Here is a 15,367-nt window from a genome sequence, read left to right as displayed (position 1 = left end):
TTTTTGCAGTTGTGTCCGTCTTTTTGATGATACATAATAAGTTCTTCATTAGATAAGTATTTAAGATTGTATTTAGATTACTGGCAGATGGTTGTTTATGCAACCAATCGTATAACAAATATAAGTGCCGCAAAGATAGTTTTGAAAGGATTAGTAAAATTTAATTGTGGTAAAAAGATGGAAAGGATTGATAAACTGAGGCAGATGCTGGCTGTAAGCCCTGATGACAGCTTTCTGAACCATGCCATGGCCATGGAATTGCTGGGGCAGGGGGCGGATAAGGAGGCCAGAAGTGTGCTGGAGACGCTATTGGGGCGGGATCCGGGCTATGTGGGGAGTTATTATCAGCTGGCCAGGTTGTTGGAGAAAATGGGAGAGCGGGCGGAGGCGTTGGAATGGTATGAGAAGGGGTTCAAGGCGGCACAAAAGGCGGGTGACCGGCATGCGATGAATGAGTTGAGGATGGCCTGGGATGAGTTGCTGGATGAGTAGGGAGTTTTGTATCTTGTGCATCCGCATAATTCCCGTACTTACCGTACGGGTTCGACTCCCGTCCCCGGTACTTTCACCGGATAACAAACAGAATATTCATAAAAGGTCACGAGTTCAACTCTCGTCCCCGTTTTAATAAATGGTTGAATTGTTTCAATGGATCTTTCAGCATCATTCAAATCATACATCAAAGAAGAACAATTCTTCCCTGCCAACAGCAGCTTACTACTCGCTGTCAGCGGCGGGCTCGATTCCGTGGTGCTGACCGATCTCTGTGTGTCAGCAGGATTTGATGTGGTGCTGGCGCATTGTAATTTTCAATTAAGGGGTGAAGAAAGTGACCGCGACGAACAATTCGTCCGCAGCCTGTCTTCTAAATACAATATCCCTTTGCTGATTGAAAAGTTTGATACTACCGCCTACGCGGATGCGAAAAAACTCTCCGTTCAGGTGGCGGCCCGCGAACTTCGATACAACTGGTTCTTTTCGTTGGTAAACGCTGAATTTCCGGTGGCTCAGTTTATCCTCACCGCCCACCACCGGGACGATAATATTGAAACGCTTTTGATGAACTTTTTCAAAGGCACGGGCATTGCGGGATTGAGAGGCATTCTGCCAAAACAGGAAAAACTGATCCGTCCTTTACTATTTGCTTCCCGTGCTCAATTGCAGGAGTATGCAACTGAAAAAAAATTACAATGGGTGGAAGACAGTTCCAATGCATCTGATAAATACACCAGGAATTTCCTCCGTCACCAGCTGATCCCTTTGGTAAAAGAGATCTATCCGCAGGTGTCTGAGAACCTGGCTGACAATATTGAAAGATTCCGGGATATAGAAAGCCTGTACCGGCAGGCCATCAACATACACATGAAGAAGCTGATCGAAGTGCGGGGGAATGAAGTGCATATTCCTGTTCTGAAACTGGCGAAGGCGGAGCCTTTGCACAGCATCGTGTATGAGATCATCAAAGGATACGGATTCTCACCTGCACAGACCCCCGAAGTATTGGCTTTGCTGAACAGCGGGTCCGGAAAATATGTGCAGTCTGCCACGCATCGTGTGATCCGGAACCGGAAATGGCTGATCATTGCTCCCGTGGTAACGGATACCCCGCAACTGGTGCTGGTGGAAGAAGCGCCGGATACCGTATCGTATCCTGGTGGCAGCATCAGGCTGAATATGATGGAAGCCGCAGCTCATACATTAAATACGGATCCCCGCATTGCTGCGCTGGATGCCAAACATCTCAAATTCCCATTGATACTCCGGCCCTGGAAAAAAGGAGATTATTTCTATCCGTTGGGTATGCAGAAGAAAAAGAAAGTTTCCCGTTTTCTCATCGATCAGAAGCTCAGTGCTACTGCAAAAGAGAAAGTATGGGTGCTGGAAATGAACAAGACCATCATCTGGGTGATAGGTTTACGGATAGATGACCGTTACAAGATCACCAACTCCACTCAGCAGATACTGCACATTACATCAGAACTCATTTAACCAGGATTTGATCTGTCCGATGAACATTTCCAATACGGGGTAATTGGAGAAAGCATATGCCATCACTATAAAGAATACGATACCATACAGTGCTCCCCAGATATGTGCAGAGTGATTCACTCTATCGCCACCCCTTTTATCGAGATAAGAAGAGATGATCAGGTAGGCAGCGCCGAAAATGAATCCCCTGATATCTATCGGGATGAAGAAGAAACGCAGTTTCATGAGCGGCAGGTACAATATGCACGCGAAGATCACGGCTGATACGGCTCCTGAAGCGCCGAGACTTCTGTAACTGCTGTCGTTTTTGTGCCTGGCATAGGTTGGAATCAGACAGAAGAACAGGGAAGATATATACAGAAGCAGGTAAAAGATCTTGCCCATTTGCGCGAACACGGAGATGAAAGCCTGTTCCAGTGCGGTGCCGAACAGGTATAATGCCCACATATTGAAGATGAGGTGCATCCAGTCTGCATGGATCAGGCCGCAACTGAAGAAGCGGTACCATTGTTTGTCGTAAGTGACAGCCGGTGGATAAAAGATAAGGTCGTTATACACTTTATCATTGGTGAATGCCGTGAACGATACAATTCCGGTTATGATAATGATGATCAGTGTAATGCTCATGAATAATGATTAAAAAACAAATCTACTTAAAAAGTAGAATATTCATACCTGTGTGCAATACCTGAAGATTTCAATGGGGATTTCTTACTTGTGGTGGTATTTCTCGTTCCGGTTGATGGTGCAGGCGCGGTAGACCTGTTCTGCAAGTATCAATCTTACGAGCTGATGCGGGAATACCAGCTGGCTGAGGCTCCACTGGTAATTGGAGCGCTTCATCACCGCTTCATCGATCCCGTAAGCGCCTCCAATGAGGAAGATCAGGTTCTTCACCCTGTCCGAAGCCCTGGCTTCAATGAATTGCGCCAGCTTCTCCGAACTGAATTGTTTGCCTCTTTCATCCAGTGCAACCAGGTAATCGTCTTTCTGTAACATGCCCAGGATGATCTCGCCTTCCTTTTTTTTGAGATCGGATTCGCTGAGGGTAGCGGCGTTCTTCGGGCCGGGAATGATATTCCACTGAACGGGGTAGTAGTTGGAAAGACGATTGGTGAAATCGCTGATGCCGGTTTCTACATAGCCTTCGTGTTTCTTACCGATTGTCCAGAAATGGAGTTTCATGATGCAAATATTATCAGGGGATCTTAAATGAAATGGTACGGAATTGTCAGTTTTTACCGTTCATTATGAATTGTTTATGTTCGTGGTATGTGAACAAAGATATGGTTTTTACGTTATGCCTGACTGGATTATGAATGCGTGCCTGTTTCACAGAATGTATACCATAGCTCGCACGTGCAACAACAGGTTTTGTCAATAGCAAAAGTAATAATTGGTAAAATTGCCTTATGTTGAGATTCAAACAAGCTATTGCTTGTAAATTCTAACAACCATTGCTGTGTATATGAACAGGGGGATCAAACTTATTAAAAACAGGTCGGATATCGGAGCCGGCACAAGAGGCTCAGATCTGGGCATCGATGCCATTGAAGTGGCAGCGATCAATAAAGGAAGCGACTTCTTCAATATATTTCCATTCGTTGATGTAAAAACGCACAACGAAACGATCTACAATAAAGTAAGAAATAATTTCGCCAAGCGTATCGAGCATGTGGTTCAGCAATGCACCCGTGTTGCCGATGCAACGGCTCTTGCTCTCGGAGAAGGCTATTTTCCGCTGGTCTTTTCCGGAGATCATTCATCTGCGGTGGGAACCATTAGCGGGATCAAATCAGCCTTTCCGGAAAAAACGCTGGGCGTGATCTGGATCGATGCACATGCCGACCTTCATTCTCCTTACACGTCTCCTTCAGGAAATATCCATGGCATGCCATTGGCAGCGGCGTTGAATGAAGACAACCTCGATTGCGGGATCAATGGAGTGGAAGAAGAAACCATTGGTTTCTGGAATGATCTTAAAAATATCGGAATTAAAGGAGCAAAGCTGCTGCCGCAGCATCTCATCTATTTTGGTGTAAGAGACACTGAATCTGCTGAAGACTGCCTGATTTCAAACGCAGGTATAAAAAATTATACGGTTTCCGAGATCCGTTTTCGGGGAATGGATACCTGCATGCAGGAAGCCATCAGGAAACTGGAAGCATGTGATATGCTCTATGTATCCTTTGATGTGGACAGTATGGATTGCGATATGGTATCTTATGGAACCGGCACACCTGTGGAAAAAGGTTTTGATCCGGATGAAGTGATAGCCATTCTCAAAGGCATCATCTCTTCGCGAAAAGCGATCTGCCTGGAAGTGGTTGAAGTAAATCCATTATTGGACAACAAAGGAAACAGGATGGCGGAAGCGGCTTTCTGTGTGATTGAAGAAGCCATTGCCTTTTTAAGAGAAAATGATCAGTAAAATTCTGTAAAAGCCCATCAGGCTATCTTCCTTGCTGGGACTGCATTTCAAAGCAGTGATTAAGTTGATTATGGGTTAAGGATCAACATTTTGTCAAAAAAAATGAAGATTCTGTTTGGTGGAATAAATAATAATCTTATTTTTGCACCCCGCTGATGACAAAAAGAAGTCAGTGAAAATCAAGAGGCTCTGTAGCTCAACTGAATAGAGCATCTGACTACGGATCAGAAGGTTTCAGGTTTGAATCCTGACAGAGTCACAAAAAAGGAAAAGGTCAATTGATCTTTTCCTTTTTTCTTTTGATGTATTGATTTAACTTATCGGCATCAATTATGACTGAGCCAGCAAATATTATCAAAGTCAATCAGCTGAAAGCCCAATTGGATGATATGCGTCCTCTCTCCAGGCAAGCTGAAGATAAGTTGTGGCAGAAACTCCGCCTTGAATGGGACTTTAATTCAAACCATATTGAAGGTAATACGCTCACATATGGTGAGACCATGTTGCTTTTATTACATGATAAAACAACAGGTGATCACCAGAAACGAGAGTATGACGAAATGCAGGCTCATGATGTTGCCATACACATGGTCAGGGATTGGGCGGCAGATAAGGAAAGAGATATTTCTGAAGCTGATATCAAGAACCTGAACAGGATCATACTGGTCAAGCCATATTGGAAAGAAGCCTTAACATACGATGGGCAACCAACCCGCAGGCAGATTCTTGTGGGAGACTATAAACAGTACCCTAACTCTGTAAGACTGAAGTCGGGTGAAATGTTCCATTATGCTACTCCGGAGGAAACTCCCAGGGAGATGCAGGAATTAATGGATTGGTATAAAGAAAATGAGATTCAACACCCGGTATACCTGGCTGCTGAGTTACATTATCGTTTTATCAGGATCCATCCTTTTGATGATGGAAATGGAAGAGTTGCCAGGCTGTTGGTCAATTATGTTCTGATGAGGCACGGGTATACTCCCATCATTATCAAAAGCGCTGATAAAGAAAATTATCTTACTGCTTTGCAGAAAGCTGATGCAGGCGATAGGGCAGCATTCTGGGAATATATTGCTCAGCAGCAAATCTGGTCTTTGGAGCTGGAACTGAAAGCCGCAAAAGGTGAAAGTATTGATGAACCGGAGGATATCGATAAAGAAATAGCACGACTAAAAAAAGAACATCAACAGAATACTGTAATCGCCGCGAATGGATTGCATGATAGTATTTATCATTTTATTGAAGGAAACATCATTCCGCTATTTGAAGAAATTGACCTCAGGTGCAGCGAGTTGAGTGAGCTTTTCTTAAGAAATGAAAGAACTATAATGATTAGAACCGAAAAAAGGGGAGTGAGGTTAATTACAGAAGAGAAAAGCTTTCAATCCTTGATGAAGGAAATTTTAAAAATTGAAAAAGGTAAAAATTCTCTTATTATGGATGCAAGGTATTCTTTTGCATTCGATGGACTAAAAACAGCGGTAGAACAATTTCGAATAATAATTGGATTAGAAGTTTTTTTTGAAAGATTTCATGTGAGAATTGTCTCTTCTTCACTTGGCTCTGACGTTATATACCCTTACTCTAAAACACTTTCGAAGCCTGAAAGACTTAATTTGATCGCACCGCAAATCAAAGAAGTATTAAATCTTGTCAAGCAAGCGAGTGATCATTAAGGGGTTGTGATAGCATAAATATTTTTTTTCTCTCCCACCCACCCACGCATTCATCTTTTTTATATTTTTAGCGCTCATGCGTCCCATATCTACTAAACAACTGCACAGCATAGCTGAAGGTAATGAAACCGCTTTCAGTGAGCTCTTCCACTCATGTCACCATGATGTTGCAGCCTATATGTTCCGCATCACCCGCTCTCACGCCATCGCACAGGACCTGGTACAGGATGTATTCAGCAAGATCTGGAGGAACCGCGCCGCCCTTGCCGAAGTACAGCAGTTTGAAGCATACATTTTCGTGATCTGCCGCAACACGGCTTTCAACAAGCTCAAGCAACTGGCGCGGGATCATATGCATACCAAAGCTATCGCCCAACAACAAAATGAATCTTCCAACGGCGTAGAAGAAATTGTCCACTATCGCGAAATGGCTGCCCTGCTCAATAAAGCCATCCACCAATTGCCCCCCCAACAGAAAAAAGTTTACCAGCTTAGCCGTGAACAGGGGCTTAGCCAGGAACAGATCGCTGAGGCCATGGGGCTTTCCCTGGAAACAGTTAAAAAGCATATGGTGCTAGCACTCCGTTCTTTACGTAGTTTCCTGCACCAGCACAATGCCTGGATGCTCGCCTTACTTATCTCCGGCAGCCTCTAAAAACTTTTTTTTAAACGCATTACCTCTTTCGTTCCTGCCGGTTGTCATCATAGTACAGGGTATCTCCTGTCAACCCGTTACTATGGCCATTCAATTTTCACAATTATTCCATAAGTATATCAAGGGCGAAGCCAACGCTGAAGAGGTGGACCGCCTTATGGAAATGATCAACCAGGCTGAATACGATCCCAGGCTGAAAGCCCTGCTGGAAGAAGCATGGATACAATATTCGGATGAACTGGCAGTATTGTCGCAGGATGAAGCAGCAGACATCCTTGAAAAAGTATTGCACACGGAAGCGGTTATCCCCGAACGCAAAGGGTCATCTGTTTACAGGATCCTCGGCTGGAGCGTTGCTGCTGCTGTGGTGCTCACAGCAGGCCTGTTGTGGTTGTTCAACAACCAGCAATCTGTAAAAACGGCCCCTGCACAGATAGCCAGCAACAATACAAAAAAGGATATCAGTCCTGGTACCAATACTGCCGTACTCATGATCGGTGAAGGCTCTATGGTGGTGCTCGATTCTGCTTCCGATGGTTTGCTGGATAGATCACTAAATGGGCAGATCATCAAGCAGGACAGCCTCATCTCTTACCGTCATGTGCAGCATACCGGTGGCAGCGTTCGTTATGATAAGATCGTTACGCCACTCAGAGGAACCTACCAGCTGGAACTTTCCGATGGTACCAAAGTATGGCTGAACGCCGCATCCAGCCTTCGTTTCCCGGTAGTGTTCACCGGAGAGGACAGAACAGTGGAAGTAACGGGCGAAGCCTATTTCGATGTGGCACATAATCCCAACAGGCATTTTGTTGTGAAAGTGATGAATAACAAAGAGCCGGTGACTGTGATCGCATTGGGCACAGGCTTCAACGTGAGTGCTTATGGCGATGAAGAAAATATCCGCACTACACTGGTGAATGGCATTGTAAAAGTGACTGCCAGCGGAAAAGAAAAAACACTGAAGCCCGGTCAGCAACTCACTGTAAGCGATAAAGATAAATTGGAACTGAAAACAGTGGAGACAGATAGGGTAGTGGCCTGGAAGAACGGCATCTTCGATTTTGAGGAAGATCACCTGCGGGATATCCTGCGTCAACTCGGTCGCTGGTATGGTGTTCAGGTGGAAGGGCAGGTGCCGGACAAATACCTCACCGGTGTGGTCCGCCGTAACGTGAACCTCTCCGAAGTATTGAAAATGCTGGAGTCAGCCACCAAAGGAGTAGGATTCACCATTGAAGAGAACAGTATAAAAGTCAGTGTATCGGAAAAGAACTGAAAAGAATAAAATAAAAAACCATCCGGGTGCAACCGGATGGCAAGATGTTCAGGAAACGACGTATTCATTCATTGTAACCCAAACTATTCAAATTTATGCTTTTTGTGATGAACCACAAACAGGAGCGGCGTATTGTCCTGTTTGACCAACTGCTTAAGGTTATGAAGCTAACAACACTGCTTTTACTGACCACACTGAGCCTCTCCGCCAAAGTGGGACTGTCTCAGAAAGTCAGTCTCCGCATGGAAAACGTGTACCTCTCACAGGTGTTCAAAGAACTACGGAAACAAAGCGGCATCCTCTTCCTCTTCGATAACGAAGAAGCCCGGAAAGTAGGAAAGGTCAGCGTCAATGTACAGAATGTTTCTGTTGAAGACGCCATGAACACTGTACTGCGCAACACCGGTTACACTTTCACCATTATCGACAAAACCATCGTGATGAGCCCTGAAAAGCGCCATCCCGCGCCGGTCCTGGCAGATCTTCCGCCCGTGGATGTGAAGGGCGTTATCAGAGATGAGAAAGGCGCTCCCCTCGCAGGTGTAGCAGTAATGGTAAAAGGCAAGTCCGGCAAAGGAGTGGTGAGCCAGGAAAACGGCTCCTTCCTGCTTAAGAACGTTGAGCTGGGTGATGTGCTTGAATTCTCCATGCTGGGTTACAAACACCAGTCCGTAAAAGTTACCGAAGCCAACAAGAACAATATCATCGTCAGTCTGACCATACAGGCCGGAGACCTCAATGCCGTAGTGGTCACCGGTTTCCAGAATATCGAAAAGAAAAAATTCACCGGCGCCACTACCAAACTGAGCGCCGATGAAGTGAAAGTGGATGGCTTCAGCGATGTGAGCCGTATGCTGGAAGGTCGTGCTGCCGGCGTGTCTGTTCAGAACGTGTCCGGCACATTCGGGGCCGCTCCCAAAGTGCGCGTTCGTGGTGCTACTTCCATCTCCGGTGATAACAAACCGCTCTGGGTGGTGGATGGTATTCCGCTGGAAGATGTGATCAATATCAGCAACGATCAACTGAGCAGCGGCGATGCCAATACATTGCTCGGTTCTTCTGTAGCCGGTATCAACGTGGATGATATCGAGTCTTTCGATATCCTGAAAGACGCCTCTGCAACGGCCCTCTACGGCGCCCGCGCCATGAACGGTGTGATTGTGATCACCACCAAAAAAGGAAAGAGCGGTAAACCACAGATATCCTACACCGGCAATTTCAGCAGCATGCTGAAACCCAGTTACAATGATTTCAATATCATGAACTCGGCAGACCAGATGAGCGTGTATGATGAACTCGACAGAAAAGGTTACCTCATCAACAGCAGACTGGCCGCTTCCGCCAACGGCGGTGTGTACAATAAAATGTACAAACTCATCAACCTGTATGATTCCACTTCAGGCGTCTATGGTCTGCAGAATACCCCGGAAGCCCGCCAGGCCTTCCTTTCACGCTATGCACTGGCTAACACTGATTGGTTCGATGTGCTGTTCAAGAATTCATTATCCCAGGAACATTCACTGAATATCTCCTCCGGTAATGACCTCAGCCAGTTCTATTTCTCTACCAGTTATTTCGGCGACAATGGCTGGGCGCTTGGCAACAACACCAAACGCTACACCATCAACATGCGCGGTAATTACAAGGTAGGTAAGAAGCTGACGCTCGGTTTTATCACTACCGGTTCCATCCGCGAGCAGAAGGCGCCCGGCACCAATGATCGCGTAGACGATGTGGTGAGCGGCAGCTACGAACGTGGTTTCGATATCAACCCCTACAGCTATGCGCTGAACACCAGTCGCACCATCACTCCCTACGATCAGAATGGCAAGCTGGAATATTTCACCCGCAACTATGCTCCCTTCAATATCCTGAACGAGTTGGAAAACAATACCATCGATATCAACGTGCTCGATCTCAAAATGCAGGGCGAACTCGGTTTCAAGATCAACAAGCATTTTACTTTCAATGCCGTTGGTAATCTCCGCTATGTGAGAACAGGCCAGGAGCAGCGTGTAACGGAATACTCCAACGTGGCCCGCGCCTACCGTGCCAACGATCCGGCCTTTATCGACGAGAATCATTATCTCTACACACCACCCGAAAGGCCCAACAGCATTCCTATCTCTGTGCTGCCCGAAGGTGGTTTCTACAACAGGGTGGAGAATACCTTGAAGAGTTTCAGCATCCGCAACAATCTTACCTACAATCAGCTATTCGGTGGTAAGCACAATGTGAACGTACTGGTGGGACAGGAGATCAGGTATGCAGACCGTCAGAACTCCTTCAATAAAGGTTTCGGGTATCTCTATGATGGCGGCGGCATTGCCGTTACCGATTATCAGATCATCAAAGACCTGCTGGAACAGGGCAATGCCTATTATGGCATGGGCGTAAAGCATGATCGTTTTGTTGCTTTCATGGGTAATGCCAACTATGCTTTCAGCAATAAGTATATCTTCAACGCTACCGTGCGTTACGACGGTTCCAACCAGCTTGGCGGTTCCCGCCAGGCAAGATGGCTGCCTACCTGGACACTCGGTGGCGCCTGGAATGTAGACGCAGAGGATTTCATGGCGAATGTTGAGAAGATCAATTACCTCAAACTGAGGGCCAGCTATGGTTTAACGGCCAGCATGCCCAACGCCACCAACAGCAGCATCGTACTGTCTACCGGAACAACCCTGCGCACCAACCTGTCCGACAAAGAAACACAGATCAATATCTCCAGTCTCGAGAACTCCGAGCTCACCTGGGAAAAACAATACACTGCCAACCTGGGTGTTGACATCGGTATGCTGGACGATAAGATCAACGTGTCAGTGGATGTGTACAAACGCAATTCGTTCGACCTGATCAGTACGCTCAAAACAGCCGGCATTGGTGGACAGGCTTACAAGATCGCGAACTACGCTGATATGGATTCCAAAGGCATAGAAGTTACTTTCGGAACGCGACTGATCAAAACAAGGGACTGGAAATGGAGCACCAACCTCACTTTCGCTTACAATGAGAACACCATTACCAACCTCAAGAACATCCCACGCATCTATGACCTGGTGATCCCTGAAGGTGGAGCGCTGGAAGGAGGCCCTGTGCGCGGCCTGTACTCCATTCAGTTCATCGGATTGTCGCCTTTCAATGGTATGCCGGGCTTCATCGATGAATCCGGAAAAGAAAATATGGACGTATACCTGCAGAGCAATAATACCAGTTACCTGAAGTATGAAGGATCCGTTGATCCCAAGATCAATGGTGGTTTCCTGAACAATGTAAGCTGGAAAGATTTCACGTTCAGTTTCCTGGTTACTTATCAGCTGGGCAGCAAAGTGAGAATGAGCCCGGTTTTCAGGCCGCGTTATGCTGATATCGATGCACTGCCCAGGGAGTTCGTGAACCGCTGGACCGTTCCCGGAGATGAGAAGTATACCAATATCCCTTCCATCATTTCACAGTATGAGAACTTCCAGCTCAGCAGTTCCTACCCTTACAACAATTACAATTATTCGGATGTGCGCGTGGCAGATGGTTCTTTCGTAAGACTGAAGACCATTTCAGTGGGGTACAATCTCAGGCCCGGCATTGCTGCGAAGTTTGGTGCCAAAGGCGCATCACTTTCGCTGCTGGCCAACAATATCTGGCTCATCTATGCAGATAAAAAGCTGCAGGGTCAGGACCCTGAGTTCTTTACTTCTGGTGGTGTGGCGCTGCCAATGCCCCGCCAGCTCACTGCTTCACTCAAACTGAACTTCTAACCGGAAAATCCTCGAAATGAAAAAAACACTTTTCTATACAACCCTCGGAATAGCAGCACTTGGCTTCAGCGGCTGCGAAAAATACCTGGAAAAAGTTCCAGATAACCGTTCAACGCTCAACACACCTGAAAAGGTTACACAGGTACTGGTGAATGCTTATCCCAAAGCCACCTATGCCGCCTTCTGTGAAGCCATGACGGACAATGTAACTGACATCGGTACAGGTACTGCCCGCAACCAGAATGCAGACTCTTATTTCTGGAACAATGTGGACGCTACCAACCAGGATACACCGGAGTATTACTGGAATGCCTGTTACAAGGCCATTTCACAGGCCAACCAGGCGCTTGACGCCATCGGCAAGGCGCCGGACCCGGAGAACTATACAGCACAGAAAGGAGAAGCGCTCGTGGCAAGAGCATATGCGCATTTCATGCTGGCCACCATCTTCTCCAAAATGTATGATCCTGCCACTGCGGACCAGGACCTCGGCATTCCTTATGTTACCGAGCCCGAAACCGTGGTGAACAAATATTATGAAAGAAGTACTGTGAAAGCCACCTGGGACAAAGTGGAGAAAGACCTGCTCGAAGGTCTTCCTCTTATCCAGGATAAATTGTACACTGTTCCCCGTTTCCATTTCACAAAACAGGCGGCGTACGCTTTTGCTACCAGGTTCTTCCTCTACAAAAAGGATTATGCGAAAACAGTGCAGTATGCTGCTTTCGTGCTGCCTTCTGAAGCATGGCTGGATAATATGCGCCCCTGGCTCACTACCTACCAGACTGCTGCTTCTTCCACCGAGATCAGTACAGATATGAATGCTTCCACCTGCAAGGCCAACCTGCTGCTGATCCAGACCACCAGCTGGTGGGCAAGGGATTACCGCGGGGTGCGTTACGCTACCAGCGCCAATATCGCCAACGTATTGAAAGGGCTTACAGGCATTACCAAAGGAACCTATGCATACAGGTGGTTTACCTGGAGCTCGGGCCTGTACAATGCCACGCCCAAGTACAATGAGAACTTTATTTACAGCACTGCGTCTACTGGTGTGGGTTATGTGATGTTCCCGGCGCTCACCATCGAGGAAGTGCTGCTCAACCGTGCCGAAGCGTATGTGTACCTTGAAAACAACACAGCTGCTCTAAAGGACATCAATACCTGGGTAAGCGGGCGGATCAAAAGTTACAACCCTGCAACGCATAACGTAACGGAAGAAAGCGCCATGACCTACAATAACCAGCCTACCGTTAAAGATGGGCTGATCAAGACCCTGCTGGATTTCAGGAGGATCGAGTTCTTACATGAAGGTTTGCGCTGGTTCGATATCATCCGCTACGATCTGCCTGTAACCCACAGGACCATTACCGATCAGGAATTCACCCTGAACGCGAAAGACCTGCGTAAAGTAGTGCAGATCCCCCAGGAAGCTATTTCCGTAGGAAGACTTCAACCCAATCCACGCTAACCCAAAAACTGCCGAACAAATGAAACGATTCAATCAATTCATAGCTGCTGCATTGGTACTGGTGGTACTGGGAACCGGATGCAGAAAAGAAGATGCGCTCAATACCAATGGCCTTGAACAACTGGGAGGCGACAGATGGCCTGCCACGGAAGTGGACAAATGGATCCAGGACACGCTCACCACACCGTACAATATTTCAGTGACCTATCGCTGGAATGCTTTTGAACTGGACCTCGATAAAACCCTGGTGCCGCCGGATATTGAGAAAGTGGTGCCGATGATGCGCATCGTGAAGAAGGGATGGATAGATGTGTACAAAGACGAGATCAGCGATAATTTCATCAAACTGTTTTGCCCTAAACAATACAGCCTGGTGGGCTCTGTGGCTTATAATACCAATGGAACTGTAAAGCTTGGGGAAGCGGAGAGCGGCCGGAAAGTAACGATCTATCGCGTGAACCAGCTGAACGTAAAGGACTCTGTATTTGTGAAGCGTGTGCTCAAAACCATCCAGCATGAGTTTGTGCATATCCTGCAGCAGACCGTTGTGCCTCCGGTTGAATATGGCACCATCACGCCATCCGGCTACACATCAGACTGGGCCGCTGTTACGGATGTGAATGCGAGGGCTGCGGGATTCATCACGCCCTATGCCATGGCTGAACCGCGCGAAGACATGGCCGAGATGATCGCCATCATGCTCACGGAAGGAGAGGGAGGTTATGAGAAGATAGTGACGGCGCAAACCGCCACCACGCAGGCACTGTTCCGCAAAAAGGAAGCGGCCATCGTGAACTATCTCAAACAGAACTTCAATATCAACCTGTATACCCTGCGCAACAGGGCCAGGCTGCATCTCTTACAGATCCTCAATTAACCTTCTAAATGCATTGTACAATGAAACTGATCAAAATATGTTTAGCGGGTTTGTTGCTGTCAGCAGCCTGCAAAAAAGTTGAAATAGACCGGGTGTTCGATCAAACGGTGGATGAGCGTTTGTCTGCCATCATGAAAGCAGACAGCAGTTACCTCGTAGGTAGCGCCAATGGCTGGAAAGCCGTACTGACGCCGGGTAACGGCAAGGGCGCCTATTTCTTCTATCTTAAGTTCACACCTGATGGTTATGTGGAAATGGTCACCGATTTCAAATCGGCTACCGCCACACAATCCGGCAAAGGCACCTGGAGAATGAAAGCCCTGCAACGGCCTTCCCTGATCTTCGACACCTATACGTATATCCACCAGCTCTCCGATCCTGATCCGGCAGTGAGCGGCGGAACTACCGGTATCGGCCTGACCACGGATTTTGAATTTTCTGTAATGGAATCTTCTGCTGATTCCATCACGCTGGTGGGTAATAAATTCGGAAGCGTAATGTCTTTGTCCAAGGCCACGAAGGATGACCAGGACTCTTACCTGGCCGGTGGTCTCAATGCGCTGATCAATTCCACTGTTACTTTTGTTGGCGCCAATCCCTACCTCTATGTGCAGTTCCCCGATGGCGTGAAAATCCCTTTCGGTTTGAATGCTGCTGGCAAGGTGCTCAACATGCAATATGTGAACGATAACAAGATCACCACGCTGAGCTCTACCTTCTATTTTACCGGCACCAGCCTGCATCTGCTGACGCCGATCCTTTACAAGAACTATAGTTTCAGTGATATCTACTGGGATGCAGACAACAGCATCTTTTATGTGAAAGTGGGGAACGACAGACTGGATGTACAGAATTCACCAACAGTGCTGACCTTGCCGGTTACACCAGCACTGGTATCACAGCTCGGAGGCAAGTACACCGATATTTATTTCGCTTCCAGCGCCAATCAGTCGGCGATCTTCAAATCCATGTGGGATGAGTGCAGGACCAAACTGGCCGCTGTAGGCAATGCCGGCCGTGTATTCGACTGGCTGGATATCCTGTTCCCTTCCGCCACACAGATGCAGATGCGGTACCGTTATCACAATGCAGCTAATACCAGCTGGTTCTATGGAACGTATACGTACAATATGGCGGTGAATGCCAATGGGGAAGCCAAATTCACTTTTGTTACACAGGATGGTAACGGTGGTGTGGTAGCCAATGGTTTCAAAGTATTGAATGATTATAT

12 protein-coding genes and 1 tRNA gene are annotated in these 15,367 nt (G+C 47.1%); 11 read left to right on the top strand and 2 right to left on the bottom strand.

From position 1 onward, the window contains the following. Positions 1-177: 177 nt before the first annotated feature. Together ACTHMC_RS15035 and tilS are read left to right on the top strand one after the other, a co-directional pair. Entirely contained in the window at positions 178-492 is a 315-nt protein-coding gene (locus tag ACTHMC_RS15035; RefSeq protein WP_440414217.1) for a tetratricopeptide repeat protein, read from the top strand. Between the two features lie 156 nt (positions 493-648). Beyond that, positions 649-1,989: a tRNA lysidine(34) synthetase TilS gene (gene tilS / locus ACTHMC_RS15030; RefSeq protein WP_440414215.1), complete on the top strand. Its 1,341-nt coding sequence runs from the start codon at positions 649-651 to the stop codon at positions 1,987-1,989. Here the strand turns inward: tilS and ACTHMC_RS15025 are convergent. Beyond that, positions 1,975-2,616, bottom strand: coding sequence for a rhomboid family intramembrane serine protease (locus ACTHMC_RS15025; RefSeq protein ID WP_440414214.1), 642 nt, complete (start codon positions 2,614-2,616; stop codon positions 1,975-1,977). The two genes, tilS and ACTHMC_RS15025, sit on opposite strands and share 15 nt — an antisense overlap. A gap of 84 nt (positions 2,617-2,700) precedes the next feature. Beyond that, positions 2,701-3,174 (bottom strand): 23S rRNA (pseudouridine(1915)-N(3))-methyltransferase RlmH, encoded by a 474-nt coding sequence (locus ACTHMC_RS15020; RefSeq protein WP_440414212.1) that lies wholly within the window; start codon positions 3,172-3,174, stop codon positions 2,701-2,703. A gap of 283 nt (positions 3,175-3,457) precedes the next feature. Between ACTHMC_RS15020 and ACTHMC_RS15015 the strand changes: the two genes are divergently transcribed. The 9 genes from ACTHMC_RS15015 to ACTHMC_RS14975 form a co-directional block, all read left to right on the top strand. After that, positions 3,458-4,420, top strand: coding sequence for an arginase (locus ACTHMC_RS15015; RefSeq protein WP_440414211.1), 963 nt, complete (start codon positions 3,458-3,460; stop codon positions 4,418-4,420). Between the two features lie 185 nt (positions 4,421-4,605). After that, positions 4,606-4,679 (top strand) — tRNA-Arg (locus ACTHMC_RS15010). A gap of 73 nt (positions 4,680-4,752) precedes the next feature. Then, the gene (locus ACTHMC_RS15005) at positions 4,753-6,099 is read left to right on the top strand and encodes a Fic family protein (RefSeq protein WP_440414209.1); all 1,347 of its coding nucleotides are present in this window, start codon (positions 4,753-4,755) and stop codon (positions 6,097-6,099) included. A 76-nt stretch (positions 6,100-6,175) separates the two neighbouring features. Beyond that, positions 6,176-6,754 carry an RNA polymerase sigma factor gene (locus ACTHMC_RS15000; RefSeq protein WP_440414207.1) on the top strand — a complete coding sequence of 193 codons (579 nt, stop codon included), beginning with the start codon at positions 6,176-6,178 and terminating at the stop codon, positions 6,752-6,754. An 82-nt stretch (positions 6,755-6,836) separates the two neighbouring features. Next, complete coding sequence (locus ACTHMC_RS14995) at positions 6,837-8,033, top strand: FecR family protein (RefSeq protein ID WP_440414206.1); 1,197 nt, start codon at positions 6,837-6,839, stop codon at positions 8,031-8,033. Positions 8,034-8,194: 161 nt separating this feature from the next. Then, positions 8,195-11,788: a SusC/RagA family TonB-linked outer membrane protein gene (locus ACTHMC_RS14990; protein WP_440414204.1), complete on the top strand. Its 3,594-nt coding sequence runs from the start codon at positions 8,195-8,197 to the stop codon at positions 11,786-11,788. A 16-nt stretch (positions 11,789-11,804) separates the two neighbouring features. Further along, positions 11,805-13,259: a RagB/SusD family nutrient uptake outer membrane protein gene (locus tag ACTHMC_RS14985; RefSeq protein ID WP_440414203.1), complete on the top strand. Its 1,455-nt coding sequence runs from the start codon at positions 11,805-11,807 to the stop codon at positions 13,257-13,259. Between the two features lie 19 nt (positions 13,260-13,278). After that, a complete protein-coding gene (locus ACTHMC_RS14980) occupies positions 13,279-14,136 on the top strand; it encodes a zinc-binding metallopeptidase (RefSeq protein ID WP_440414201.1) in 858 nt (285 codons plus the stop codon). A 20-nt stretch (positions 14,137-14,156) separates the two neighbouring features. Beyond that, positions 14,157-15,367, top strand: a 1,211-nt coding sequence (locus ACTHMC_RS14975; protein WP_440414199.1) for a DUF4302 domain-containing protein, incomplete at its 3' end; no start/stop codon positions are given.

This window comes from Pseudobacter sp. (assembly GCF_051955275.1).
GTDB lineage: Bacteria > Bacteroidota > Bacteroidia > Chitinophagales > Chitinophagaceae > Pseudobacter.
The sequence above is the reverse complement of the archived record's forward strand: the minus strand, read 5'-3'. Positions and strand labels throughout refer to the sequence as shown.